The sequence below is a fragment of the Salinigranum rubrum genome, from assembly GCF_002906575.1.
Classification (GTDB): domain Archaea; phylum Halobacteriota; class Halobacteria; order Halobacteriales; family Haloferacaceae; genus Salinigranum; species Salinigranum rubrum.
This window is the reverse complement of the sequence record NZ_CP026309.1, coordinates 804,537-827,486: the sequence shown is the minus strand read 5'-3', so window position 1 is coordinate 827,486 and position 22,950 is coordinate 804,537. Positions and strand designations below refer to the sequence as shown.

The following is a 22,950-nucleotide window of genomic DNA, read 5'->3' as shown; positions in this document are numbered from 1 at the left end:
TCTTACGAGACGACGCGGGTCAGCGGTCGGTCTCGTCCCCGGAAGGGGCGTTAGAAGACTCGGCGCGCTCGCGGGCCGACGAGAAGCCGAGTTCGGCCTGCTCCTTGCTCCGGCGTTCCTCGCGGGCGGCGAGCGCCTCCGTGGTCGGGGAGGCGTCGTCGTCGATGCGGGCGAAGGAGTTGTGGACCTTCGCGTGGCACCACCGACAGAGCGTCACGGTGATCTCGTGGCTCGTCCCGCGGTCGTGGTACGAGAGGTGGTGCGTTTCGAGGAGCGGCCGGGCCGACTCGTGGGCGAGGCGGACCTCCTCCAGGCCGCAGCGCTGGCAGGCGCTCTCGCGGGCCGTCGAGCGGTAGTGGGGGCAGTCGCGCCACTCCACGCCGTCGTCGGCGACGACGCACTCGTAGTCCGCTCGGCGACGCTCTTCGGCGAACTCGGGGTCGTGACCCGCGCGCTCCAGGGCGTACCGACACCGGCCGTCGCTCGTCAGGTGGTCGCACGGGCCGGCGACTTCGTAGGGGTCGTCGACGCCGACGGGCGTTCCCTCGGGCGTGCGCTCCATGCGCGTGAGAGGACGTACACGGAGTTGAAACTGTGGGCGGATTCGGCGACTGGGGGAGGGCGGAGAGCGTGCGTCCCGGTGGCTGGGGAGGGGTTCGTCGTCACGACTGCTCGGTTCGGTGAGAACATCGAGCGGTGCACGGACGCGGTGTGACCGTAGCCTCACCCACCGGAGCAACTCCGTTGCTCCGAGCCTGCACGCGTTTCACTCGTGCAGACACCGAAGCGGCGTCGCCGCTTCGAGCCGTTCGTTCGGTTCCCTCACGGATACCTCGCGCGCGCCGTGCCGCCCGGTGGCCGTGTCGTCGTTCGTTCTCCCGGCGCGATTTCGAGCCACGCTCCGTCTCACATCACGTGCGTCGTCACATCACCTCACGGTTCGCGCGGGACGCTGATGTCGCGCACGTCGCCGCCGCACTGCTCACAGCGCATGGGCTGGCTCTCGCTATCGAGACGCCTGCCGCAGTCGAGACATTCGAACGTGCGGACGTCGGGGGTGTCGGACGGGTCGTGTGGCATCACATCGTGAGGTGCAGTAGCACGGCGCATAAAGCGTCGACCACGCTCTGACAGCGTGAGAACGGGAGACAGAAGAGAGCGAAAACGAGAAGAAAGCGAAGACGAGAAGAAAGCGAAGACGAGAAGAAAGCGAAAACGAGAGGGGAGAGAAGACGGGCCGACGGGAGGGCTTTTCTCGGTCCCGGGCGAGGCCTGAACGTGCGACTCGTACACGAACACGACGGCACGACTCGGACGCTCGCCTCGCGGGTCGACGTCGCCGAGTCGAGGCTGGCGCAGGCGCGTGGACTGATGTTTCGCCGCTCGATTCCCGAGGAGTACGCGCTCGTCTTCCCGTTCGACGGCGTGGGGAAGCGGAGCCTCCACATGGTCTGCGTCCCGTTCCCCATCGACGCCGTGTGGCTCTGCGACGAGGAGGTAACGAAGGTCAAGCGACTCCATGCGTGGACCGGCCTCGGGTGGGGACGCGCGGACTGCGTGGTGGAGTTGCCGGCCGGTGTCGCCGAGGGGGTCGAAGTCGGTGACCGAGTGCGCGTCGTCGACGAGTGAACCGGGGCCGACGACGCCGGACCACGCCGACGAACCGGCGAACCGGCCCCAAACCGGCCGATTTATAACGAGGGACACGTATCCCCTCAGTACAATGTCGGAACACACCCCGACGGAGGATAGAGGAAGTCGCCGCGAGGCGGCTGGCTGTGAAATTCCCCGGCGAGACTGACCGACAGGACCCCATTTTGACAGACACTGACCTCTTCGAGGGTAGCGACGGCTCCCTCGTCTCCGACACGACAGTACAGCTCCTCGACACCACGCTGCGCGACGGCGAGCAGGCGCCCGGCATCTCGCTGACGCCGAGCGAGAAAGCCGACATCGCCCGCGCGCTCGACCGCGCCGAGGTCCAGTACGTCGAGGCCGGCAGCGCCTGCACCGGCACGGGCGAGCGCGAAACCATTCGGAAGGTAACGTCGCTCGACCTCGACGCGACGGTGACGTCCTTCTGTCGCGGTATCCAGACGGACGTCGACCTGGCGCTCGACTGTGACGTCGACGGCATCAACCTCGTCGTCCCCGCGAGCGCGAGACACATCGAGGACAAGGTCGGGACGACGTACGAGGACAACGTCACGTCGACCCAGGAACTGGTCGAGTACGCCAAAGACCACGGCCTCTGGGTCGAGGTCATCGGCGAGGACGGCTCCCGGGCGGATCTGGACTACCTCGAAGAGCTACTGGGGAGCGCGCTCGACGCGGGAGCGGACCGCATCTGCTTCGCGGACACGGTCGGCCACGCGGGCCCCGAACGCGCCTACGAGGCGGTCTCGCGGCTCTCAGCCCTGGGCCCGACGAGCACCCACACCCACGACGATTTGGGCCTCGGGATGACGAACGTCTACGCCTCACTGAAAGCCGGCGCGGACCTCGTCCACTGCACGGTCAACGGCATCGGCGAACGCGCGGGCAACGTCGCCCTCGAAGAGGTCGCCATCGCCCTCCACCACGTCTACGGCGTCCACACGGTGAAACTCGACGAACTGTACGACCTCGCGCAGGTCGTCTCGCGGCGGACCGGCGTCGAACTCCCGCCGAACAAGGCCGTCATCGGGCAGAACGCCTTCACCCACGAGAGCGGTATCCACACCGACGGCACCCTGAAAGACGACGCGATGTACGAGCCCTACTCGCCAGAGACGGTCGGGAGGGAGCGACGGCTCGTCCTCGGGAAGCACGCGGGCCGGGCGGGCGTCCGCGCCGCGCTCGACGAACACGGCGTCGATGTCTCGATGGACGAACTCAAGCAGGTCGTCCAGCGCGTGAAGGAACTCGGCGACCGGGGCAAGCGCGTCACCGACGCCGACCTCCTCACCATCGCGGAGGACGTCCAGGGACGCGAGCGCGACCGCCGGGTCGAACTCGTCGACCTCACCGCGGCGTCCGGGGGACGAACCCCGACCGCGAGCGTCCGTCTCCTCGTCGACGGCGAGGAGCGCGTCGCGAGCGGAACCGGGTCGGGCCCGGTCGACGCCGCCGTCGAGGCCGTCCGCGCCGCGCTCACGGCGAGCGCCGACGCGGAGTTAGAATCGTACCACGTCGACGCCATCACCGGCGGGACGGACGCGATGGTCACCGTCGAGGTGGAGATGTCTCGCGGCGACCGCTCCGTGACGGTCGCGGCGTCGGACGCCGACATCACGCGGGCGAGCGTCCAGGCCATGATCGACGCGCTCGACCGCCTGCTCACGGCCGACTCGACGCACGTCCCGGCGGACGACTGACGACTGGCGGATGACAACTGACGGCTGACGACCGACCGTTCGGCCGCACGTCGCTCTCGCTCGCTCGTCTTCCGCTCGTCGTATCCGCGAACGCCCGCTTCGACGGCGGCGAAGCGACGTGTAAAAGTCGGACGCGTTCGTACACCCGTCCGTGTCGGGGTATCTCGTCGAGGTGAAGCGGTCGGCGCGGAAGTCGAACGCCGCCGTCGGCAGCGTCGTCTGCCAGCGTGGCGCTTCGCACCGATTCGCCTCCCGCGACGAGGCCGAGTCCTGGGCGGCCGACCTCACCGACGACGACGCACACGTCTGGATCCGCGCCGCGAACCCCGACGACCGCTCCGACGTCGACGCGTACCTCGTCGGGTGGCTCCACCGGGGGAAGCCCCCACTCGACGGGACACTCGATTCGACCGAGGCCGCGGGGCGTCCGGATGGACGAGAACGCGAGCACGAACAGGCGTGGCTCGCGGACTACGAACGGGTCGCCGCCGAATCGACCGGCGACGAGACGGCGACACGGTACGGTGGCGAGCGCATCACCGACTGGCTCGCCTCACAGTGAGTCGCCGCAGTTGGGACACGCGTCGGGGTACGGTTTGCCGTCGACGACGGCGACGCCGTACTCCGCGTTCGTCGGCTCTTCGCGGTAGATACGGTTTCCGCAGGAGTCACACGTTTTCATTCGGGTCGTCCGGGTCGACGCGGACCCGCCTCATCAGCGTTTCGTCGCTTGACGCGGTGGCGAGTGTGGCAAGACGTCTCAGTCGTCGCCTGGGATCCGTCGGTCACGAACCGAGTCTTCGACGCGAGAGGCCACGGACGGCATCGGTTCCCGCGGCGGTGAGACGAGCGTAAACGGGACGCCGGCCCCGCAAACGCGGTCCTCGTAGCACGTCTCGCACTCGACGAGGCCCGCGTCGCGCGCCTCGGCGCGTGAGACCTCTCGCGACGACGGAGGGCAGTGACGACAGCGGCGGGTCGTGTGGAACTCCGGCGCGTGGTCGGCGGACGGAACGTAGACGGTCGGGCTTCGTGACGACTGCATCGGGTGGTGTCTGTCCGCGTAGAGGAGAGTATGGTAGATATACGCTCGCCCCTGAGCATCAGGACTGAGAATCCTGACAGGCAAGTTCAATATTCGTGAAAATATCGTATCGAAGAACGTCCCCGCACCCGGTCGTCGACCCTGCCGATGTGTCGGGGAACGGAATCGGGGAACCTGTTCGGTCGGTCAGTCGACACCGTGGCCCGCCGACGGAACCGTCGAGTCGGCGAGGGGAGACTCGGACGGTCTCCAGCGACGGACGCACGCACCTCAGGCGGCGACGACTGCGTCATCGCGAAGAACGCGAGCGGGCGAGCCCTGTGGCGTCCGCACGCCGTGCGAACGGTTAGCCGGACAGGCGTCGGTCGAGGCCAGCGTGCCCGTGCCAGCACAAGAGTGATGTGATTCGCAGCGGTAGCTGTGGCACATCGCCGTGTAAACTGGTCACACGCCGAACGACGAGCGCACACCCGACGTGTCCGGGACCGAGAGCGAGAGAGTACCCGACGACAGCGAACGACCACCGATGTCATCAGAGAGCCCCGACGGCGAGTTCACGTGCGACCTCTGTGGGCGCACGTTCGAGAGCAGAAGAGCGTTGAAAACACACGCGCGGACCGAGCATCAGATGCAGATGTGAGAGAGAGGGCAGTGGTCAGGCACGACTACCCGGAGCGCACTGCCGAGTCGTGGCCGGAGTGGGCGCGGATCGGGGAGGGCCAGGAGCGACGTCACGCCTCGACGAGACCGAGACGCGACGGTGCATCAGACAGCGCGACGTGGTGATACATGGCCGAAAGCCCACCACGTCCAGGGAGTCCAGCTAACCGATAGCAGTCTCCCTACGAGTATTCCGAACGGCAAGGTCGGGAGACCGAGAGAGCCGCAGACGGCCTACTCGTCACCAAGCTCGAAGAACCGGCTTTCCCACTCGCGGCGTTCGAGCAGCGCCTGCCGTCCCGCATCGGATAACACGTAGTAGTTCGTGCGTCGGTCGATTTCTCCCCTCTCGACGAACCCCTTGTTTACCAGCGTGTCGAGGTTGGGGTAGAGACGGCCGTGGGTCGTTTCGACTCCGAGTTCTTCCTCCAACCGGTCTTTGATTTCCTGGCCTGATGGCCGATCAAGCGCGGCGGTTACGTACATGAGGTCGCGTTGGAACCCAGTCAACTGAAAGAGAGACATGTGACTGTGATACCAACAGTCTCCAGTGTGTTAACTAGTTCGATGCTAGAATCGGGCGAATCGAGTCGGGCCTCTCCCGGGACAGATTTCTTGGCTGACACCCGGAACGGACGGATGTGTATGCCCGGGCGGTGTTCGACCGTAGAGTCGACTGTGCGACGGTGAAGAGAGACTGAGGCGGGGTCACGCGATGCGAGCTTGGGTTCCAACGCGAAACTCACCGCGTCAACCGCCTCGACTCTCACTCAGTAGACACCGTACAAAAACCTCGGTGTCAAATTATCGACTTTGAGAGGTGTCCGTCGAGAGTTGTTCGCCGTCGGGGGAAACTGGTCGTCGTGGCGGGGAACTGTCGCTCGTGAGCGCCGGTGTGACCGACTCGAACTCGCGGGGTCAGCGGCCCCCGTGGACCCGTGCGTACAGCGAGCCCGGGAGAAAAACGGGAGCAGCGACAGCAACGAACAACGGGCGTGGACGTGTGCCGACGCTGCGGGTTGGTTGTGGCTCACTCTCCCGGTTCCGTCCGTACTGCGCAACGCGTGTCTCGTTGCACTCCGAGACGAGGTCGACGCCCGGCACGTCGATGCGTTCACCCGCTGCCGTTCTCCAGGGTGATACTCGGGGCGAGAGGTTCATACGTCACCTGCTCGTCCTCCGAGATGCCGAGGCGCTGGGGGGGAGTCCCACCTCTGGCACTCACCCTGCTTCGTTCGCGAAGTTCGGCCCTCCAGCCCAGGCATGTCCCACCATGTTCCGGAGTGGGTCGTCGCTCGACCCACTCCGCTCCGATCAAGTCGAGCGTCGGCCGTCTTCATCCCAGCCGAGTCGTACAACCCCGACCCGTGCGTCGGGCGTGAGCGTGCCGGGCGTCGTGCCGTCAGTCGGGGGCGTCGGTCTCCTCAACGACTTCGAAGAAGTGCTTCGGCGGTTCACTCATGAAGTGGTCCTGTGCCTCGGCTTCAGTGGCGAACTGCTCGCCGCAGGCGCAACACCGGATGTCAGCCATCTCCGTCCTCCCGTGGGTCGTTCACGAGCCGCCAGAGCGCGGCCGATTCGGGGACGTACTCGATACGGCTGGCGACGTAGAGGCGGTCGAGGCGAGACGAGACGGACGGCCGCGTCGGCCCTGCGACGTCGACGCTGTATCCCGTTTTCTCGTGTCCATCGGCCTCCCGGAGCACACCGAGGGCGTCAGCCGTGGCGTCGTTCATCTTCGACAACATCTGATAGCTACTCATGGGACCACCACTCCCTTAATCGTACGCGCGACGACGCGATGGGGGGCCGGTACCGACCGCGAGCCCCCGACCGACGGCGGTCCAGAACAGGAACCGCGACCAGGCCCCGTTTCGTCGGACAGTGGATGTGGCTGGCGTCTCGCTGTTCAGCGGTCGGCCTTTTCGGTCTCATCCGACCCCCAGGGCATCGAAGAGATATCCGGGGTGCCCGGCACCTTGTCTAACTTCTTCGAGACCGACAGTAGCAGGTCCGCCTCGGGCGTCATACCAGTGATTCGGATGAAACGGTTATCGCGGTCGTACTCGATATGCGTGGCATCCGCTATTCTCGGAAGGTGGTTGTGTTTCAGGGTGATAAGCTGCTCAGCGTAGTCGTCGGACGAGGCGGGACCCGGGGAACCGTTCTCCCGCCGAGCGACCTCTCGTGCGAGTTCTTCGAGCGCGACAGGCCCGTCCGCCTGATCGAGATAGTACAACGCGAACCGACGGCGTTCCTGACTGAGTAGCTGAAAGAGCTCGTCCAACGAGTTCATCGTGTAGCTCTCGGTTGCGGTGTAGAAAAACCAATTCTTAGCTACACTTACTATACCACTATGACACGAGGACGCGTCCGACAACCTCGGCTGGAGACGAAGTCACGACGTGAGCGGGGGCGAGAGAGTCCACGCCGGAACCCCTTCGGCGACACCACTGGTCAAGCGTTCAGATGAGAACGGAAGGAGTAGCGCCGAGGGTGAGATTTGAACTCACGTGTCCGAATGGACAGTAGATTTCGAATCTACCGCCTTGGCCAGGCTAGGCTACCTCGGCTCATCTGCTACTGGACGGTGAGGTAAGTAATGGGTTTCGATTTCCGAAAGCGACACGCCGGTGCAGTCCTCGAGCCGACGGTTAGGACTCGACGACGAGGTAGGTGCGTGCGCCGCGGCGCTCCAGCGAGCACTCGACGGCGTCGGGTGCCTGCATGCGGACGTAGTCGTCGACCGTATCGGCCGGGAGCTCGGTGATCTCGATGCGGCGTCGCGTTCGGAGCTCACGGGTGTCGTTCGAGGCGAGCATGAACGGAGAAACGGGTCGAACGGGCTTGTAGCTCCGCCTAGCGCGGTGAAAGTGAAAGTGTGAGACAGCGAAGCGACACGTCCGCCGAGGGGCGAAAGACGGTTTGGGGGTCGGAATTGGGTGAGAATACCGTCGCAACGGGGGCACAGTCCCGTCACAGTTCGGAATATCTTCATCCGTGTTTTCGCCCCAGTCGCAGTCGACGACAATGAAGCCGAACCAGACCGCGTCCGACCGCGACGACTCGTCCTCGACCAGTTCCCGCGCCTCCCGCCGCGCCTTCCTCGGCTCGGCCGCGACGCTCAGCGCACTCGCGTTCGCCGGGTGTATGGGCTCGGACGGCTCCGGGGCCGCGACCGAGACGGCGACCGACACGCCGATGGCGACGGCCACGGAGACGCCGACGCCGACCGAAGAGCCCATGACGGAGACCGAAACCGAGACGATGCAGCGGGTCGACCCCGACGTGCCGGTCCTGAACTACGCACTGACGCTCGAACACCTCGAGAACGCCTTCTACCGCGACGGCCTCGCGGCGTTCTCCGACGACGAACTGATGAGCGCGAGCGTCCTCTCGAACTTCGACGAGCAGGTCCGGATGGACGTCCCCGAGTACCTGACGGTGGTCGGCGAACACGAGGCGGCGCACGTCGAAGCCATCGCAGCGACCGTCGAACAGTTGGGCGGGACGCCCGTCGAGGAGGCCGAGTACGACTTCGGTTACGAGACTCCCTCGGAGTTCCTGGGCGTAGCGCAGGCGCTGGAGAACACCGGCGTCGCCGCCTACGCCGGCGCGGCACCCTCCATCCACAGCAACGACGTGCTCTCGGCGGCGGCGGGTATCCACAGCGTCGAGGCGCGCCACGCCAGCTTCCTCAATCTCGTCAACGGCGACAGTCCCTACCCGAAGGCAGTCGACGAGGCCAGGTCGATGGCGGAGGTCCTCGAAATCGCCGGGCAGTTCGTCACCTCGGACACGAGCGGGATGTCGGAGTCGCCGGAGACGATGGAGAAACCCATCGCGCGCAAACAGGAGAACGAGGTGAGCGACCTCGACGTCCTGAACTACGCACTGACGCTCGAACACCTCGAGAACGCCTTCTACCGCGACGGCCTCGCGGCGTTCTCCGACGACGAACTGATGAGCGCGGACGCGCTGTCGGTGTTCAGTGAAGACCTCCGGGCGACGGTCCCGGGCCGCCTCGCGACGGTCGGCGAGCACGAGGCCGCCCACGTGACGGCACTGACCGACGTCGTCGAACAGTTGGGCGGGACGCCCGTCGAGGAGGCCGAGTACGACTTCGGCTACGAGACTCCCTCGGAGTTCCTGGGCGTAGCGCAGGCGCTGGAGAACACCGGCGTCGCCGCCTACGCCGGCGCGGCACCGACGGTCCAGAACGACGACATCTTCGCGGCCGCCATCGGCATCCACAGCGTCGAGGCCCGTCACGCGAGTTTCCTCAACGAACTCAACGTCTCGTCGCCGTTCCCCGCCGGGGTCGACGAGGCGATGACGATGGCCGAGGTGCGAGAGGTCGCCGGGCAGTTCATCGTGAACTGAGATGGCGGACGGCTCCCCCGTCGAGCGCGACCGCACGTCCAGCACGCACCCCACGGGGCGCTGTCGCCCGTGACCGTCTGGCTCGACGTCGCCCGCGTCGCCGCCGCCGCGAACCTCCTCTTACTCGCGGGGCTGGGAGCCGTCTGGGGCCGAAACTACCTGACGTTCCGGTCGACGCACGCGGCCGGACTGGTGGTGTTCGCTGCTCTGCTGTTCGCGGAGAACGCCGTCGCGCTCTACGTCTACCAGGCCGATCCGACGCTCTCGGCCTGGTTCGCGACGGCCGTCCCCGTGGTCGCCTGGCGTGCCCTGTTGGCGCTGCACGTCCTCGAAACGGTCGCGCTCGTCGCGCTCGCGCGCGTGACGTTCGACTGACCGCGTCGTCCGTAGTTCACAGCAGCACTACAGTCTAGCTCGATTACACAACAGCTATTATCGCGAACGGAGTATTCGAACGTGGAGGGACGAACAAGTCACACGCTCCCTCCCATTCCCTTACATCGTCCGCACAGCACCATCGAGAGGCGTCAGAACGGCCAGCGGCGTCACTCGTCAGCGTCGGTCACGTCGTCACGCTCCGCGCCGCCTGGTCCCGATTCCGCCTCCGACAGGTGCGACGTGTCCGCGAGGACGTCGACGTCCCAGCCCCAGGGGTACGAGGCGAGTCGGGTGACGCCGGCGAGTGGGGTCGATACCTCCCGCCGTCCGGTGAACGCGTCGACGACGCTGGCGACGGTGAGGCCGTGTCCGACGAAGAGGCTCGTCTCGGGGCTGTCGGCGAGGAGTCGTCGGACCGCCCGGACGCTCCTGTCGGCGGCCTCCTCGTCGGTCTCGGGGTAGTTCGGCCGGAGCACCGAGGCGTGCGTCGGGTCGACCGTGTCGAATCGCTCGGCGAGTTTCCGCGGCGTCAACACCGACGGCGCGACGTCGAACCACGCGGGGTTGAGGTGCTCGGAGAGGCCGGAGTCGACGAACACGGAGCGGTCGAGGGCGCGCGCGACGAGGTGGGCAGTTTCGGTCGCACGGAGGAACGGCGAGGCGTAGATGGCTTCGATGCCCTGCCCGCGGAGGCGTTCGCCGACCCGCTCGGCCTGCCAGCGCCCTCGCTCGGTCAACGGGGGTCGTGTGGCCTGTCGGCGTCTTCCGCCCACGCTGGGTCCGCCTCGTCTCGGCGCTCACCGTGCCGGACGAGCCACAGGACGCGACTCATGACCGTACTCACGGGGGAGCGCTGTATGTATGTTGTGTCGAGCACGCCGCGCGTCCCACGGGACGCGCGGTCGGAATCACGCCCGACGGTCGGCCGTACTCTTAATACCGGACCGTCCAACGTCGGGACGTGCCGCACGAAGGGATGCCGTCCGACCACGGACGCGACCGGGCGGCGGCCCCACGACGGACCCGACAGTCGAACGACCGACAACGGACCGTTCGGGCGACGACACCGTTCACGAACCCATGAAGATATACACCCGCCGCGGCGACGAAGGACAGACCGACCTCAGGGACATGTCCCGGGCCTCGAAGGCGAGCCCCCGCATCGAGGCGTACGGGAACGTCGACGAAGTGAACTCGCTCGTCGGCCGTGTCCGACCCACCGGATACGACGACGTCGACGAGTGGCTCGCGACCGCACAGAACCACCTCCACATCATCCAGGCCGACTTCGCGAACCCCGCACCCGACGAAGACGACCCCGTGCTCCGGGAAGAACACACGGCACAGGTCGAAGAGTGGATCGACGCCGCCGACGAGGAACTCGAACCGCTCTCCTCGTTCATCCTCCCCGGCGGCGGCGACTCGGGGGCGCGACTCCACCACGCTCGGGCGGTCTGCCGACGAGCCGAGCGGCGCGCCGTCGTGTTGCTACAGGACGAACCCATCAACGCCGAGGCAGTCGCGTACCTCAATCGACTCTCGGACTTCCTGTTCGTCGCCGCGCGGCTCGTCAACGCCCGCGACGGCGTCCCCGAAGAGAGCCCGACGTACTGAGTGGAGTCAGGGCTCGAACGCCTCGACTGCCGCCTCGACGACCGTGACGTCCTCCTCGACGCTGCCGCCGGAGACGCCGACGGCACCGACGACGTCCCCGTCGACTTCGAGGGGAACCCCGCCGCCGAACGTGACGATGCGCCCGTCGTTCGTCCCGCCGATGCCGTACAGTTCCTCGCCGGGCTGGGCGAGGTCGCCGACGGTCGCCGAGTCGAGTTCGATCGTCACCGCCGTGTACGCCTTGTTCTGCGCGATGTCGACGCTCGCGAGGAGCGCGCCGTCCATCCGGTGGAAGGCGACGAGGTTCGCCCCGTCGTCCATCACGGCGATACACATCGGGACATCGATGTCGGCGGCGCGGTCTTCGGCGGCGTCGATCATCGTCTTCGCGGCGTCGAGGGTTACGTGTGTCATCGTTGTGAGCCAGGGAACGTATCAGTGCATAACGATTTAAAATTTGTTTTTCTCCGAGACACGTCGGCCCCGAACGCATCGAACGCGGCGTAAGCGTAAAGTGACACCCGGAGGACATGGACGCAGCGACGAGGGCGGCCGGGTCGTCCGGACGCGTCCCAACTCGCGGGAAGAACACAGATGTCGAACACCGGTGACCGAGCGCTCGACGAGACGCACGAATCGGTCTACGAGCAGTACGTCCTCGACGTCCGCATCGTCGAGACGACGGGCGCGGAGGAGCCACGGTACCGGTTCGAAGCGCCCGACCACGTCGGAGTGGTCTTCGACGACGCCGAGACGGCGACGCTGTACGCCGACGTCTACTTCTGCACCAACGGGTTCGTCGAGGAGGGAACGGGCGAGCGCGGCGTCCCCCCGGCGGTCATCGGGGCCGGCCGGGCCGTCCTCGCGGCGTATCTCCTCACGCGACCCGGAATCGACCGCGACTGGGTCGCGTCGTTCTTCGGGAAGAAGCCACATCGGGTCCGAAAGTACGTCGAGTGGGTCCGCGGGCAGGCCGACGAGATCAGAGCCGGCGTGACGGAGCGGGAACTCGGGTAGGGGCGAGCGGCGGAAACCCATTCGAGCCCAACTTTCCGTCCGAATAAACAGTTTGATTAATCGTGAAAAATTTAAAAGAAGGCGAGTGAGTCAATCGCGGTATGGTCGACTTCAGTCGACGGAACCTGATGGCGAGTTCGGTAGCAGCAGCGCTCGGAGCGAGCGTCGCGGGGAGCGCGAGCGCGAGCGAGAGCGAGATCGACGAGTCCGATACGGAGGGTGCCCCCAGCGTGAAGGGCGAACTCAAGCGCTTCTCGAACACCTCCTTCGGTGCCGAGGTCACGGGACCGTTCGTCTTCGCGGACGGGTCGCTCCTGCACAGCCTCCAGCACCCCTATCAGGGCACGCGTGACCCCGACCTGTTCGACGACACGGTTCCCGAGTACTCGGAGCCCGAACCGGCGACGAAGGCGAACGAACCGCCGTACGACCGGGCCGGTATCGGCTACTTCAGCGGGTTCCAGTTCGAGATGGGCGGGTCGAACGACGACTTCGAGGAGGTGTCGATTCCGACGACCGTCGAGGAACAGGGCCGCGTTCGGTCGGCCGAGCACACCTTCGAGATCCTCGCACAGGCGCGAGACTCCATCAACAACAACGAGGAGCGCCTCGGCGTGACGCAGACGCCCGATCAGTTCGACATCACGATGGACGACTTCGAGGGGACACAGTACGGGGCGGCCGCGACCAACCCCGACTGCAACCAGTTCGTCGCCACGAACGACGAGGGCACGGAGGGGTACCTCTTCACCAACTGGGAGAACAGCCCCGGCAACGTCTCGCGCATCCCCGTCGCACAGACCGACGACGGCGAGTGGGAAGCCGACCTGGAGAACGCCATCAACATGGCGAACACGGACGCGCTTCGTGACCTGGGAGGGACGCGCATCAACTGCTACGGCGACCTCACCCCGTGGAACACGATGGTCTCCTCCGAGGAGAACTACTCGCATCCGCGTGTCTCGCTGACCACCACCGTCGGCGATTGGGTCGAAGCGGGGAGCGGCGTGGGCATCGTCGGTGCCGCGCACTTCTGGAACCGCCCGAACCCCTCCACCATTCCGGGAGACATCGGCCAGTACTACGGGAGTCAGGGAGCGTGGTACCCGCAGGGCGCGTTCGCGCTGGCCGGCGTCGAGTTCCTCGCGTACTACCTCGGCGCCGACCGGGACGACCAGAGCGCCGACGCGAACACGACGACACCCATCGACGACGTTTACCCCAACCCCTACCGCTACGGCTACCACGTCGACTACCGCGACCCGGCCGGCGACCCGCCACAGCCGATCAAGTACTACGTGATGGGCCGGGCCTCCTGGGAGGCGCCGGACTTCCAGAACGACCTCAAGACGGTGTACGGCTGCTCGGACGGCGATTCGAAGGGCATCTACAAGTTCGTCGCCGACGAGGAGATTCCCAGCTACGACGACCCGATGGACGTCGAGGGCACCCTCTACGCGCCCAAGATCACCAACACGGACGAGACCACCGCGGACCCGCCGGCCTCGCCCGCGGACGTCTCACTCGAGGTCGAGTGGCTGCCGCTCGGTCACGCCTCCAACGTGGAGTGTGAGGAGTGGATCGCCGAGTACGACGACGTCACGCAGATCGACTACCTCGAAACCCACGCCGACACGGACTGGGAAGAGGACGTGGAAACGGCGATCGAAGAGGCCGACCTCGAGGTCATCGAGAACGGCAACCAGAACTACATCACGAACGAGGAGATCGTCGAGTGGGCCGAACAGTGGGAGGCAGAGGGTCACGACGGCGTCGACGAGGAACTCCGCAAGGTGCCGTTCCTCGAAACGCGCGCCGCGGCCAAAGAGATCGGTGCGTCCATCGAGTTCAACAAGGCCGAAGGCGTCGACAGCGTCTCGGACGCCGGTCCCGGCGACTACGTCTACTTCGGCATCTCCGAGTTCAACGACGACCTCTCGGACGAGACGGGCGACGTCCAGATGGACCGCGTCGACGGCGGCGTGGTCTACCGCGGAAGACTCGACCTCGACTACGACGTCTCGACGCTCGAACCCGTCATCGTCGGCCCGGACTTCACCGACGGTCCCGACGCGGCCAACGACTCGCTGCGCAACGTCGACAACGTCTACGTGATGGACGACGGCCGCGTCCTCTGCTGTGAGGACGGTTTCGCCGAGTCGGGGCGGTCGTACCCCAACGACTGTCTGTACGTCTACCAGCCGAACCCCATGCTGACGGCGGAGTCGGTCGCGGTCGACGTCGGCGGGAGCGCCGAGAGCGCCCTCACGCTCTCTCACCCGCCCGACGTGCTGAACGAACTACCGAACGTCGGCGGCCAGGTGACCGTCAGCGTCGCCGACGCGTCCGTCGCGACCATCACGGACGCGAGTTACGGCGACGGCGTGACCGCGTCGGGGAGCCCCGCCGTTATCGAGGACGGAGGGGCGGCGCGGTTCCCGCTCGGCCCGGTCGAGGAGGTCGAGATGGACGGCGTCGAGACGGCGATCGCGACGGTCACGGTCGCCGGGAACGCCGCCGGTGAGACGTCGCTCGAGGTGACGACGCCGCTCGAAGAGAGAGTCCCCGAGGACATCGAATTCGAGACGAAGGACGGGACCGTACGCGTCAGCAGTGACAGCGGCAGCGAGGAAGAAAACGGTGAGGACGGGAACGGCGACGAGGATAACAACGGCAACGGTGGCGAAGGTGGCAACGGCGGTGACGGCGACGACGGTAACAGCGGCAACGGTGGCGAAGGTGACAACGGCGGTGACGGCGACGACGGTAACAGCGGCAACGGTGGCGAAGGTGACAACGGCACCAGCGGCGAGAACGGCAACGAGGGGAACGGCGACGGCGGCCAATAAGACCGAGCCGTCGCTCTCGGTGACAGGGCGGTCGTCGACCGTCGCTCCCTCGCCGACGGGTCAGTACCCGTCGAGAGCGGGACCAACCTCTCACCACCGATATATATCCGAATTATAAACGTACTACCCCCCGCTCCCGTCAGTCCCCGATGTGAACGTCGCATCCGCCCGACGAGGACGGGCTGTGGCGACGAACGAGACAACCCATGTCGAAGACGGACCACCAGCCGACCGGCGCGGAACAGGTATCGGTGTACGAACAGTACGTGCTCGACGTTCGAGTCGTCGAACTCTCCACCCCCGAGAACGACGAGCCGCGGTACCGGTTCGAGGCACCCCAGCACCGGGGCGTCGCGTTCGACGACCCCGAGATGGCCACGCTGTACGCCGACGTCTACTTCTGCGTCAACGGGTTCGAGGAGGCGGGCACCGGGGAGCGCGGCATCCCCCCGGTGGTCGTCGCGGCCGGCCGGGCGGTGCTGGCGTCGTACATGCTCACCCAACCGGGTCACGACGAGTTGTGGGTCGCGTCGTTCTTCGGGAAGAAACCGTACTGGGTCGACAAGTATACGGGCTGGGTACGCGAGCGTGCCGAAGAGATTCGAGCGGGAGCCGAAAAGCAGGGTCTCCAGTAACCCCGTTCACACCGCCTCGCCATCGCCCGTGACGGGGGCCGTTTCGAGGACGAGTTCGGCCCGACGGAGCCGTCCTTCGTAGATAGATAATAAATTTTAAATTTTTTACTTTTTATGACTTTTCGTATGTTTTTGACTGAGACATCGATCAGACAGATATGTCGCCGTCGTTCCGCCGAGACACGTCGGATGACACGGTCGGAATCGTCGTTGATACCGACCGAACAGACGTACCGATATCGCCACCAAATCCAGATTCAAGCGCTCTATAGCTTGTTTACACGGGCGGCCAACCTCCCGTGAGAGACTATGTAATGGAACGTATGACACACACGAGTGCGTAGTACTGTTCACCGCCCCGTAAGGCAACCGCGAGTTACGTGTAATTTAGAGATATATTATAAAATACTTTTATGAAACGGTTATGCTGTCCACCCGCATGGTCGATTTTAGTCGACGGAACCTGATGGCGTCATCGGTGGCTGCCGCGCTCGGCGTGGGTGTGGCCAGCGGTGCCGCGAGCGCGAGCGAGACGGAGATAGACGAATCGGACACACCGGGTGCGCCGAGCGTAAAGGGCGAACTCAAGCGCTTCTCGAACACCGCGTACGGGGCGGAGGTCACGGGACCGTTCGTCTTCGCGGACGGGGGGCTTCTGTACAGCAACCAGCACCCCGCAGCGGACAACATCGGACCGTTCAGCAACCCCGGAGTGGGCTACTTCAGCGGGTTCCACTTCGACCTGGACGGCGACAACGACGACTTCTCGGAGCTACCGATTCCCGAGACCGAAGAACAGCGCCGCCAGATCCGGTCCAGCGAGGGCGAGTACGTCTACCTCGCGCAGGCCCGCGAGCCCATCGGTCAGTCGGAGCGCTTCGGCGTGACGCAGACGCCCGACGGAACCGACATCACGATGGACAACTTCGCCGGCACGCAGTACGGTGCCGCCGCGACCAACCCCGACTGCAACCAGTTCGTCGCCACAAACGACGAGGGGACGGAGGGGTACCTGTACACCAACTGGGAGAACAGCCCCGGCAACGTCAGCCGGATCAAGATCAGCCAGACCGACGACGGCGAGTGGGAGGCAGACCCCAAGGACGCCGCCAACATGGCGAACACGGAAGCCCTGCGCGACCTGGGTGGGACCCGCATCAACTGTTACGGCGACCTCAGCCCGTGGAACACGATGGTCTCCTCCGAGGAGAACTACGCGCACACCCGTGTCAACCTGACGAGCACCGTCGGCGACATCGTCGAGAACGGTGGCGACGGACTCACCGGCGCGTGTCAGTTCTGGAACCGACCGAACCCGGCGTCGATTCCGGGCGTCGTCGCCGACTACGCCGACAACGGCGACATCAGCGGGAGCTTCTACCCCCAGGGCGCGTTCGCCCTGTCGGGCGTCGAGTTCCTCGCGTACTACCTCGGCGCGGAGCAGGTCGACCAGAACGGCGACACCAACGGTATCAACCCCATCGGCGACGTCTACCCCAACCCCTACCGCTACGGCTACCAACTCGACTTCCGCAACTCCGACGCGGCGAACGCCGAAGACGTCGAACCGATCAAGTACTACGTGATGGGCCGGGCCTCCTGGGAGGCGCCGGACTTCCAGAACGACCTCAAGACGGTGTACGGCTGCTCGGACGGCGATTCGAAGGGCATCTACAAGTTCGTCGCCAACGAGGAAATCCCCGGCTACGACGACCCGATGGACGTCGAGGGCACCCTCTACGCGCCCAAGATCACCAACGACGCAGCCAACGTCGAAGAGTCCGGCGAGCGCAGTTCGCCGGCCGACGTCACCCTCGAAGTCGAGTGGATCCCGCTCGGTCACGCCTCCAACGCGGAGTGTGAGGAGTGGATCGCCGAGTACGACGACGTCACGCAGGTCGACTACCTCGAAACCCACGCCGACACGGACTGGAGCGAGGACACGGAAGCAGCGCTGAAGGAGGCCGACCTCGAAGTCATCGCGAACGGCAACCAGAACTACATCACGAACGAGGAGATCATCGAGTGGGCCACCCAGTACGAGGAGAACGGCTGGAACGGCGTCGACGAGGAACTCCGCAAAGTGCCGTTCCTCGAAACGCGCGCCGCGGCCAAAGAGATCGGCGCGTCCATCGAGTTCAACAAGGCCGAGGGCGTCGACAGCCGACCCGGCTCCGGTCCCGGCGACTACGTCTACTTCGGCATCTCCGAGTTCAACGACGCGCTCTCCGACGAGGAGGGCGACATCCGGATGGACCGCGTCGACGGCGGCGTGGTCTATCGCGGCGAACTCGACGCGAACTACAACGTCTCGACGCTCGAAGCGGTCATCGTCGGCCCGGACTTCACGGACGCTGCGGAGGTCGCGAACGACGCGCTGCGCAACATCGACAACGTCTACGTGATGGAAGACGGCCGCGTCCTCTGCTGTGAGGACGGGTTCAACGAGTCCCGGCGCTCGTACCCCAACGACTGCCTGTACGTCTACCAGCCGAACACCCAGGTCTACGTCAGTTCCGTCGCCGTCGGTCAGGGCGAGTCCGTCCAGGCGGACGTCATGGCCAAGCACGTCCCCGACGGAATCGCCGGCGGCGAGTTCACGGTCGAGGTCGCCGACCCCAGCGTCGTCGAGATCACGAGCGCCTCCTACCCCGACGCGGTCGGCCTCTCGGCCTCGCCCACCATCGAAGCGGGGGCGACGGCGACGTTCAAGTTCGCCGACACGAACATGGCGATGCAGCCGGAGGGCACCGAGTTCAAGCTGGCGACCGTCACGCTCAGCGGCATGGGCGCGGGCTCCACGGACATCGACACCAGCGCGTCGCTCGACGACGACAACGGGAACGCCATCGACGTCGAGCCCCGTTCCGGGGTTGCGATGACCGGCCCCGCCAGCATCGGTGCCGGCGGCGCCGCGCCGCAGGACCCCGACGGCGATGGTCTCTACGAGGACGTCAACGGCAACGGCCGCGTCGACTACGACGACGTCGTCACCCTGTTCAACAACCTCGAGAACAGCAACGTGAAGTCCAACGCGCGGGCGTTCGACTTCAACGGCAACGAACAACTCGACTACGCCGACCTCGTCACGCTGTACGAGGAGGCCGGTGTCGACGGCGACGGCGGGAGCAGCGACGACGACGGCGACAGCGACGACGGTAACGGAAATAGCGGTAACAACGGTAACGGTAACAACGGTAACGGCAACGACAGCGACAGCAGCGACAACTGAACCGAGCGGACGGACACGGGCGGCACGCCGCCGCGTCCCCGCTCGTTCGGCACCCACCCACAACTCCACACACATGCCACGAGAGACAGACCGGTTCCGAATCGCTATCGTCGGCGTCCTCGCCCTCGCACTCGGCGCCTCGGCGCTGACCGGAGCGGCCGCCGCCCAGACCGACAGCCCGACCATCCGCGTCGAGAGCGCGACCGTTCAGCCGGGCGAGACCGCGACCGTCGACGTCGTCCTGACGTCGGCCCCGAAGGCCTCGCCGGGTTCGCTATCGACCTCTCGGTCGGAAACAGCAACGCCCTCATCCAGGGTGCGAGCTACCCGGACACGTTCGGGCTGACCTCCGAGCCCGCTCTCTCCGAGGACGGGTCGAGCGTCACGCTCGAAGCCGCGGACCTGAACCAGCAGGTCCAGCCCGGAGCGAGCGACGTCGTGCTCGCGACCGTCGAGGTGTCCAGCGGGATGGCCGGTGACATCACCCTCTCCGTCGAACCGCTCCAGTTCGACGCCGACGGCGGCGCGTCCGTGGACCCCGCAAGCGAGTCGGGAACCGTGACCGTCACCGCCGGTGAGGACACCGCAGCGACCGAGGGTGACGCGGGCGACGCCGACTCCGAAACGGGAGACGCCTCGGCCGCACCATCGGACGCCGAAGGCGCTGATGGCACCGCGGCCGAGACGACCGCGACCGAGTTCGCCTTCCCCGCCGGCGGCATCGCGCTGACCGCGCTCGCGCTGACGCTCGTCACCGCGTTCGTCGCTCGTCGTCGTCGATAGCCCGGCGGACGACTCGTTCGCGCGCTCCCCCCGCGGATTCCCTCGACCGACCCGCTCTTTTGGCGCGTTCGCGTGTCCGCGCGTTCACACCACGAGTCGACACCCGCGAACACGTCTCGACGCCCGCGAACCGTTCACCACGCGCCCAGCGTCACACGTCCGGGAGCGAAACGACTTCCCGGTGGCCGCCGAGTGTCGACACACGAATGCAGGCGTTCCCCTCGTACCCACCCGCCGCCGAAGCGCCACCGGCACTGTTCGAGCGCGGCCACCTCTGGCTGCACGAACTGGTCGACGGCGCACCGCTGCGGTTTCAGGCGCAGGAGGACGGGCGGCTCCGGTTCGGCGACGACGTTCGGGTGTTCGGCGACGACGCGCCGCCGGCGTACGGTCACGCCGTGCGGCACGTCCGCGAGTCGTTCGACCGCGGCGCGCTCAGAGCGGCGGTCGACGACGTCGAGTCGGTCGTCTTCTTCGGTCGCGCGATGCACCGCCGCGGGGTCGACTACGACTGGGATGCGACCCCCAGCTTCCTCGGCGTCGACGTCTGGTCCGAAGGGGAGTACCGTCAGCCGGACCGCGTCGAGAAGATCTACACCCGACTGGGGCTCGACCCGCTCAACACGGTCCGTGCGGAGGTGCGCGCGGTCGACTTCGGTCCCGGGTCGTACGAGTTTCCCACCTCAGCGTGGTACGACGGCCCGGCCGCCGGCGTCCTGGTCCGGAACAAGACCGGGCTCCGCTGTGCGCTCTCGAACCCGTCCGTCGGCGACTCCGGGGGAAGCACCGACGCCGACACCGGGGCGGGTGCGAGCGCGAGCGTGGACGGCGACACGGGGGCGACTGTCGACGACGCCGAGGGGTTCGCTCGACGTCACGTGACGACAGAGCGCCTCGACAGCGTGGCTCGGCAGCTTCAAGCGGAGGGGCGGCCGGTGACGTTCGACGCGCTGTACGGCCGGGTCGTCGACCGCGTCGCCCGCGCACACCACCGACGGCTCTTCGAGGGGGGAATCGACGTCCGCGCGTTCCGGTCGGCCGCCGCCGAGACGACGAGCGCGTACCTCGCCGGGCGTGACGACCAGGGCTGAGGGTCGGACCGAGATTCAGACCGCCGTGTCGCCGAGCGAGATGTCTCCCCGTTCGAGCGCCTCCAGCAGGCGTTCGTCCAGCGGTCTGTCCTCCCAGTCGTCGGACCGCTCGGACTCGGGAACGCGGTCGAGCAGCGGGACCAGCGAGGCGTGGACGTGCCGCCCGTGTCGCCCGCAGGCGGGACAGGTCAGCACGATGTATCTGACCCCGTACGAGCGCTCCGTGGGCTCGCGACAGACCGAACAGAGGTACGTCTCGGACACGTCGGCGTTCGGGACCGGACGAACTCAACGGTTTCCCTCGGGGCGCGTCGAGCGCGCTGCGCGGAGAGGGAGGCGTCACTCGGGGGTACGCGTGCTCCATTCGACGGGGGTCGGGTCGTACCCCGCGCCGACGCAGAAGCGCATCGCCCCGGGGAGGCTGTCGACGGTGAGGTCGTCGATGTCGACCATCTCGCCGTCGAGGCTGAACCGGACCGGGCCCCCCTCGTGAGTGACGTGGAGGTGTGACGTCTTCACGCGGGTGAGGTGACGGGCGCGCCGCCGGAGGAGGCTGTCCGCCGCACCCATCGTCAGGTAGTCGAGGACGGGGGCCTCCTCGATGATGACGACGTTGACGAGTCCGTCCTCCATGTTCGCCTGGCGCATCCGCTCACCGGGGAACCGGCGGCCGTTCCCGATGAGGAGCAGCAGCGCGTCGCCGACCCAGACGGGGTCGCGGTCGGAGCCGGCCGAGACGTGCAGTCGCAGTCCCTCGAAGTCACGGGCCGTCGACAGCGTCGACAACACGTACGCCAACACGCCGAGCTGTCGTTTGCGCTCGCGGGAGGTCCGCGCGCTCGACTCCGCGGTCAGGCCGCCGACGCAGGAGTTCAAGAAGACACGGTCGTTCGCCAGCCCGAGGTCGAGCCTGCGGCGCTCACCCGACTCGACGACGGAAAACGCGTGGTCGAGGCCGCGGATGCCGACGTTGTCGGCGAAGTCGTTGCCCGTCCCCGCGGGGAGGACGCCGAGCGTGACGTCGTCGAGTCGGTCCGCGTCACGCACTCCGCGGACGACCTTGTTCAGCGTCCCGTCGCCGCCGCAGGCGACGACCGTCTCCGTACGCGCGGCCGCCTCGACCGCCAGGTCGACCGCGTGGTCGCCGCCCTCGCTATCGAGCACCTCCCAGCCGCGTTCGGCCGCGAGCCGCTTCGCGTTTCGTGAACGCGTCCGGTCACCGCTGTTCGGGTTCCTGACGACGACCGGGGAGGGGCTGTCCATCGTCGACTGCTCACGCCCGGGGGAGTAAGCTGTGGCGCCAGGTGTCAGCGGGGAGTCACCGGGGCCGGAGAGCGTCGTTTTACGACGCCCTGTTCCCCACAGGAGGTATGCTCGACTGCGACCTCCACACCCACAGCCGGTTCTTTCATCTCCGACCGGAGGTGGCAGCCTGGTACGACCCGTTCGGCGTGCGTGTGGCGCTTCGGGTGGCCCGGTCTCGCGGACTGGACGGTATCGCCGTTACGAACCACGACTGCTTCCGCCCGGAGGCGCTCGTCGACGACGCCTGCATCCCGGGCATCGAGACATCGACCACGCGGGGGCACCTCCTCGTCGTCGGTCCGGACCCGCCGACACGGACGGTCGCCGGACAGTTGACCCCGCACGAGGCGGTCGACCTCGCCCACGAGCGAGGGTGTGCCGCCATCGTCGCCCATCCGTTCCGGAACTCGACGCTTCGAGCCGCGAACGCCGACTTCGACGCCATCGAACTGAACGGGAAGCGCCCCGAACACCGCCGGAAGATAGAGCGTCTCGCCCGCGAGCGTGACCTCCCACTCGTCGGCGGGAGCGACGCGCACGTCCCGTTCGAGGTCGGTCGACTCTCGACGCGGCTGGACATCGACCGCCTGACGCCCGCAGCC

27 protein-coding genes, 1 tRNA gene and 1 pseudogene are annotated in these 22,950 nt (G+C 66.7%); 15 read left to right on the top strand and 14 right to left on the bottom strand.

Annotated features, from left to right (window positions below):
* Window positions 1-19: 19 nt before the first annotated feature.
* Together C2R22_RS03920 and C2R22_RS03915 are read right to left on the bottom strand one after the other, a co-directional pair.
* A complete protein-coding gene (locus C2R22_RS03920; RefSeq protein WP_103424596.1) occupies window positions 20-562 on the bottom strand; it encodes a DUF7097 family protein in 543 nt (180 codons plus the stop codon).
* 371 nt (window positions 563-933) lie between these two features.
* A complete protein-coding gene (locus C2R22_RS03915; RefSeq protein ID WP_162562374.1) occupies window positions 934-1,080 on the bottom strand; it encodes a rubrerythrin-like domain-containing protein in 147 nt (48 codons plus the stop codon).
* A gap of 198 nt (window positions 1,081-1,278) precedes the next feature.
* On the opposite strand from C2R22_RS03915, the gene C2R22_RS03910 reads away from it, so the two are divergent.
* The 3 genes from C2R22_RS03910 (at window position 1,279) to C2R22_RS03900 (ending at window position 3,918) form a co-directional block, all read left to right on the top strand.
* Window positions 1,279-1,629 carry a DUF192 domain-containing protein gene (locus C2R22_RS03910; RefSeq protein ID WP_103424594.1) on the top strand — a complete coding sequence of 117 codons (351 nt, stop codon included), beginning with the start codon at window positions 1,279-1,281 and terminating at the stop codon, window positions 1,627-1,629.
* Window positions 1,630-1,817: 188 nt separating this feature from the next.
* Window positions 1,818-3,356: a (R)-citramalate synthase gene (locus C2R22_RS03905; protein WP_245902873.1), complete on the top strand. Its 1,539-nt coding sequence runs from the start codon at window positions 1,818-1,820 to the stop codon at window positions 3,354-3,356.
* A gap of 151 nt (window positions 3,357-3,507) precedes the next feature.
* Window positions 3,508-3,918 carry a hypothetical protein gene (locus tag C2R22_RS03900; protein ID WP_103424592.1) on the top strand — a complete coding sequence of 137 codons (411 nt, stop codon included), beginning with the start codon at window positions 3,508-3,510 and terminating at the stop codon, window positions 3,916-3,918.
* On the opposite strand, the gene C2R22_RS26845 is transcribed toward C2R22_RS03900, so the two are convergent.
* Complete coding sequence (locus C2R22_RS26845) at window positions 3,910-4,038, bottom strand: hypothetical protein (protein ID WP_281259259.1); 129 nt, start codon at window positions 4,036-4,038, stop codon at window positions 3,910-3,912. The two genes, C2R22_RS03900 and C2R22_RS26845, sit on opposite strands and share 9 nt — an antisense overlap.
* Before the next feature lie 78 nt (window positions 4,039-4,116).
* Complete coding sequence (locus tag C2R22_RS03895; protein ID WP_103424591.1) at window positions 4,117-4,401, bottom strand: hypothetical protein; 285 nt, start codon at window positions 4,399-4,401, stop codon at window positions 4,117-4,119.
* Window positions 4,402-4,927: 526 nt separating this feature from the next.
* On the opposite strand from C2R22_RS03895, the gene C2R22_RS27340 reads away from it, so the two are divergent.
* Window positions 4,928-5,041, top strand: a complete 114-nt coding sequence (locus C2R22_RS27340; protein ID WP_162562373.1) for a C2H2-type zinc finger protein — start codon at window positions 4,928-4,930, stop codon at window positions 5,039-5,041.
* A 254-nt stretch (window positions 5,042-5,295) separates the two neighbouring features.
* Here C2R22_RS27340 and C2R22_RS03890 read toward each other — a convergent pair whose 3' ends face one another.
* The 6 genes from C2R22_RS03890 to C2R22_RS24835 form a co-directional block, all read right to left on the bottom strand.
* Window positions 5,296-5,586 carry a PadR family transcriptional regulator gene (locus C2R22_RS03890; RefSeq protein WP_103424590.1) on the bottom strand — a complete coding sequence of 97 codons (291 nt, stop codon included), beginning with the start codon at window positions 5,584-5,586 and terminating at the stop codon, window positions 5,296-5,298.
* A gap of 877 nt (window positions 5,587-6,463) precedes the next feature.
* Window positions 6,464-6,592: a hypothetical protein gene (locus C2R22_RS26840; protein WP_281259258.1), complete on the bottom strand. Its 129-nt coding sequence runs from the start codon at window positions 6,590-6,592 to the stop codon at window positions 6,464-6,466.
* Entirely contained in the window at window positions 6,585-6,824 is a 240-nt protein-coding gene (locus tag C2R22_RS03885; RefSeq protein WP_103424589.1) for a MarR family transcriptional regulator, read from the bottom strand. Before C2R22_RS03885 ends, C2R22_RS26840 begins: the two co-directional genes overlap by 8 nt.
* A 146-nt stretch (window positions 6,825-6,970) precedes the next feature.
* A complete protein-coding gene (locus C2R22_RS03880; protein WP_103424588.1) occupies window positions 6,971-7,357 on the bottom strand; it encodes a DUF7344 domain-containing protein in 387 nt (128 codons plus the stop codon).
* 192 nt (window positions 7,358-7,549) lie between these two features.
* Window positions 7,550-7,634 (bottom strand) — tRNA-Ser (locus C2R22_RS03875).
* Window positions 7,635-7,715: 81 nt separating this feature from the next.
* Window positions 7,716-7,883, bottom strand: coding sequence for a hypothetical protein (locus tag C2R22_RS24835; RefSeq protein ID WP_162562372.1), 168 nt, complete (start codon window positions 7,881-7,883; stop codon window positions 7,716-7,718).
* Between the two features lie 208 nt (window positions 7,884-8,091).
* On the opposite strand from C2R22_RS24835, the gene C2R22_RS03870 reads away from it, so the two are divergent.
* Window positions 8,092-9,444 (top strand): ferritin-like domain-containing protein, encoded by a 1,353-nt coding sequence (locus C2R22_RS03870; protein ID WP_103424587.1) that lies wholly within the window; start codon window positions 8,092-8,094, stop codon window positions 9,442-9,444.
* A gap of 69 nt (window positions 9,445-9,513) precedes the next feature.
* Window positions 9,514-9,819: a hypothetical protein gene (locus C2R22_RS03865; RefSeq protein WP_103424586.1), complete on the top strand. Its 306-nt coding sequence runs from the start codon at window positions 9,514-9,516 to the stop codon at window positions 9,817-9,819.
* Window positions 9,820-9,989: 170 nt separating this feature from the next.
* Here the strand turns inward: C2R22_RS03865 and C2R22_RS03860 are convergent, their stop codons facing one another.
* Window positions 9,990-10,559 carry a histidine phosphatase family protein gene (locus C2R22_RS03860; protein WP_162562371.1) on the bottom strand — a complete coding sequence of 190 codons (570 nt, stop codon included), beginning with the start codon at window positions 10,557-10,559 and terminating at the stop codon, window positions 9,990-9,992.
* Window positions 10,560-10,902: 343 nt separating this feature from the next.
* Here C2R22_RS03860 and C2R22_RS03855 point away from each other — a divergent pair, with 343 nt between their 5' ends.
* Window positions 10,903-11,436 carry a cob(I)yrinic acid a,c-diamide adenosyltransferase gene (locus C2R22_RS03855; protein ID WP_103424584.1) on the top strand — a complete coding sequence of 178 codons (534 nt, stop codon included), beginning with the start codon at window positions 10,903-10,905 and terminating at the stop codon, window positions 11,434-11,436.
* A 6-nt stretch (window positions 11,437-11,442) separates the two neighbouring features.
* Here the strand turns inward: C2R22_RS03855 and C2R22_RS03850 are convergent, their stop codons facing one another.
* Complete coding sequence (locus C2R22_RS03850; RefSeq protein ID WP_103424583.1) at window positions 11,443-11,850, bottom strand: GlcG/HbpS family heme-binding protein; 408 nt, start codon at window positions 11,848-11,850, stop codon at window positions 11,443-11,445.
* 180 nt (window positions 11,851-12,030) lie between these two features.
* Here C2R22_RS03850 and C2R22_RS03845 point away from each other — a divergent pair, with 180 nt between their 5' ends.
* The 7 genes from C2R22_RS03845 to C2R22_RS03815 all read left to right on the top strand — a co-directional run bounded on the left by C2R22_RS03845 (window position 12,031) and on the right by C2R22_RS03815 (window position 21,043).
* Entirely contained in the window at window positions 12,031-12,453 is a 423-nt protein-coding gene (locus C2R22_RS03845; RefSeq protein WP_103424582.1) for a hypothetical protein, read from the top strand.
* A 101-nt stretch (window positions 12,454-12,554) separates the two neighbouring features.
* On the top strand, window positions 12,555-15,302 hold the full coding sequence (locus tag C2R22_RS03840) for an alkaline phosphatase PhoX (protein ID WP_173862770.1): 2,748 nt from the start codon (window positions 12,555-12,557) through the stop codon (window positions 15,300-15,302).
* A gap of 206 nt (window positions 15,303-15,508) precedes the next feature.
* Window positions 15,509-15,937: a hypothetical protein gene (locus C2R22_RS03835; protein ID WP_103424581.1), complete on the top strand. Its 429-nt coding sequence runs from the start codon at window positions 15,509-15,511 to the stop codon at window positions 15,935-15,937.
* Window positions 15,938-16,376: 439 nt separating this feature from the next.
* Entirely contained in the window at window positions 16,377-19,169 is a 2,793-nt protein-coding gene (locus C2R22_RS03830; protein ID WP_173862769.1) for an alkaline phosphatase PhoX, read from the top strand.
* A gap of 73 nt (window positions 19,170-19,242) precedes the next feature.
* Window positions 19,243-19,515 carry a hypothetical protein gene (locus C2R22_RS03825; RefSeq protein ID WP_103424580.1) on the top strand — a complete coding sequence of 91 codons (273 nt, stop codon included), beginning with the start codon at window positions 19,243-19,245 and terminating at the stop codon, window positions 19,513-19,515.
* Window positions 19,516-19,607: 92 nt separating this feature from the next.
* Window positions 19,608-19,952, top strand: a complete 345-nt coding sequence (locus C2R22_RS03820; RefSeq protein ID WP_103424579.1) for a hypothetical protein — start codon at window positions 19,608-19,610, stop codon at window positions 19,950-19,952.
* 206 nt (window positions 19,953-20,158) lie between these two features.
* Complete coding sequence (locus tag C2R22_RS03815) at window positions 20,159-21,043, top strand: hypothetical protein (RefSeq protein ID WP_103424578.1); 885 nt, start codon at window positions 20,159-20,161, stop codon at window positions 21,041-21,043.
* Between the two features lie 15 nt (window positions 21,044-21,058).
* On the opposite strand, the gene C2R22_RS03810 is transcribed toward C2R22_RS03815, so the two are convergent.
* Window positions 21,059-21,307: a hypothetical protein gene (locus tag C2R22_RS03810; RefSeq protein ID WP_103424577.1), complete on the bottom strand. Its 249-nt coding sequence runs from the start codon at window positions 21,305-21,307 to the stop codon at window positions 21,059-21,061.
* Window positions 21,308-21,382: 75 nt separating this feature from the next.
* Complete coding sequence (locus C2R22_RS03805; RefSeq protein WP_103424576.1) at window positions 21,383-22,306, bottom strand: diacylglycerol/lipid kinase family protein; 924 nt, start codon at window positions 22,304-22,306, stop codon at window positions 21,383-21,385.
* A 107-nt stretch (window positions 22,307-22,413) separates the two neighbouring features.
* Between C2R22_RS03805 and C2R22_RS03800 the strand changes: the two are divergent.
* Window positions 22,414-22,917: pseudogene (locus C2R22_RS03800) on the top strand (PHP domain-containing protein); the annotation flags it as partial.
* Window positions 22,918-22,950: the final 33 nt, after the last annotated feature.

Coding starts and splice junctions, on each gene's coding strand:
- C2R22_RS03890 (WP_103424590.1), bottom strand. CDS start 5,586: ATGTCTCTCTTTCAGTTGACTGGGTTCCAACGCGACCTCATGTACGTA.
- C2R22_RS03885 (WP_103424589.1), bottom strand. CDS start 6,824: ATGAGTAGCTATCAGATGTTGTCGAAGATGAACGACGCCACGGCTGAC.
- C2R22_RS03835 (WP_103424581.1), top strand. CDS start 15,509: ATGTCGAAGACGGACCACCAGCCGACCGGCGCGGAACAGGTATCGGTG.
- C2R22_RS03825 (WP_103424580.1), top strand. CDS start 19,243: ATGCCACGAGAGACAGACCGGTTCCGAATCGCTATCGTCGGCGTCCTC.
- C2R22_RS27340 (WP_162562373.1), top strand. CDS start 4,928: ATGTCATCAGAGAGCCCCGACGGCGAGTTCACGTGCGACCTCTGTGGG.
- C2R22_RS03915 (WP_162562374.1), bottom strand. CDS start 1,080: ATGCCACACGACCCGTCCGACACCCCCGACGTCCGCACGTTCGAATGT.
- C2R22_RS03855 (WP_103424584.1), top strand. CDS start 10,903: ATGAAGATATACACCCGCCGCGGCGACGAAGGACAGACCGACCTCAGG.
- C2R22_RS03895 (WP_103424591.1), bottom strand. CDS start 4,401: ATGCAGTCGTCACGAAGCCCGACCGTCTACGTTCCGTCCGCCGACCAC.
- C2R22_RS26845 (WP_281259259.1), bottom strand. CDS start 4,038: ATGAAAACGTGTGACTCCTGCGGAAACCGTATCTACCGCGAAGAGCCG.
- C2R22_RS03920 (WP_103424596.1), bottom strand. CDS start 562: ATGGAGCGCACGCCCGAGGGAACGCCCGTCGGCGTCGACGACCCCTAC.
- C2R22_RS03850 (WP_103424583.1), bottom strand. CDS start 11,850: ATGACACACGTAACCCTCGACGCCGCGAAGACGATGATCGACGCCGCC.
- C2R22_RS03830 (WP_173862769.1), top strand. CDS start 16,377: ATGGTCGATTTTAGTCGACGGAACCTGATGGCGTCATCGGTGGCTGCC.
- C2R22_RS24835 (WP_162562372.1), bottom strand. CDS start 7,883: ATGCTCGCCTCGAACGACACCCGTGAGCTCCGAACGCGACGCCGCATC.
- C2R22_RS03815 (WP_103424578.1), top strand. CDS start 20,159: ATGCAGGCGTTCCCCTCGTACCCACCCGCCGCCGAAGCGCCACCGGCA.
- C2R22_RS03870 (WP_103424587.1), top strand. CDS start 8,092: ATGAAGCCGAACCAGACCGCGTCCGACCGCGACGACTCGTCCTCGACC.
- C2R22_RS03805 (WP_103424576.1), bottom strand. CDS start 22,306: ATGGACAGCCCCTCCCCGGTCGTCGTCAGGAACCCGAACAGCGGTGAC.
- C2R22_RS03845 (WP_103424582.1), top strand. CDS start 12,031: ATGTCGAACACCGGTGACCGAGCGCTCGACGAGACGCACGAATCGGTC.
- C2R22_RS26840 (WP_281259258.1), bottom strand. CDS start 6,592: ATGGCTGACATCCGGTGTTGCGCCTGCGGCGAGCAGTTCGCCACTGAA.
- C2R22_RS03840 (WP_173862770.1), top strand. CDS start 12,555: ATGGTCGACTTCAGTCGACGGAACCTGATGGCGAGTTCGGTAGCAGCA.
- C2R22_RS03880 (WP_103424588.1), bottom strand. CDS start 7,357: ATGAACTCGTTGGACGAGCTCTTTCAGCTACTCAGTCAGGAACGCCGT.